This is a genomic window from Gillisia xinjiangensis (assembly GCF_046298265.1).
In the GTDB taxonomy this organism is placed as follows: Bacteria; Bacteroidota; Bacteroidia; order Flavobacteriales; family Flavobacteriaceae; genus Gillisia; species Gillisia xinjiangensis.
The window spans coordinates 1-582 of sequence record NZ_JBKAHK010000081.1 but is presented as its reverse complement, the minus strand read 5'-3'; the positions used below and the strand labels follow the sequence as shown (position 1 = coordinate 582).

Here is a 582-nt window from a genome sequence, read left to right as displayed (position 1 = left end):
GTCGTTGCCGAAGCCGTCGATCATCCAGGCGACCATGTTGTGAATGGAAATGTAGGCGGCGGTCGAGGGACAGGCCGCCGCCAGTTCCTCGAAGATCACCGCCGCATCGAAGCGCGTGAGGCCGCTGCCGCCGGAGGACTCGCGCACGTAGATACCGGCCAGGCCGAGAGCCGCCGCCTTGCGCAGCGTCGCGACCGGAAACTCGGTCGCCTCGTCCCAGGCCGCGGCGTGCGGCGCGATCTCGTCGCCGGCGAATTGCCGCGCCATGTCCTGGAAGGCGCGCTGCTCGTCGTTCAGGTGAAAACTCATCAGGAGGACGCCCGCGCGAGCCGTTCTCTCGACGGCCCTGGATTGGTGATCCGACAATGAGCGGCGATGATAGTTGGCCCCCCCTTCCTGTCAATCGCAGCCTAACGATCGCCACCTGCCGATCACTGCCCGACCGCCGCAGGAAGTGCCCTACTCGGTAAACCGCAGGCCGCCGAGGACCATGTTGAGCCCCTCGTCCGGCGGCCCGAGCGGCAGCAGCAATCCGTGCAGACGCTTGCGGCTGTCGGAGGTGACCGAGCGATAGCTGAGGTC

1 protein-coding gene is annotated in these 582 nt (G+C 67.0%); it reads right to left on the bottom strand.

Annotated features, from left to right (window positions below; all coding sequences use genetic code 11):
• Window positions 1-309 (bottom strand): acyl-CoA dehydrogenase family protein (locus ACKGJN_RS16585; protein ID WP_409540677.1); only part of this gene is annotated, 309 nt, incomplete at its 3' end.
• Window positions 310-582: the final 273 nt, after the last annotated feature.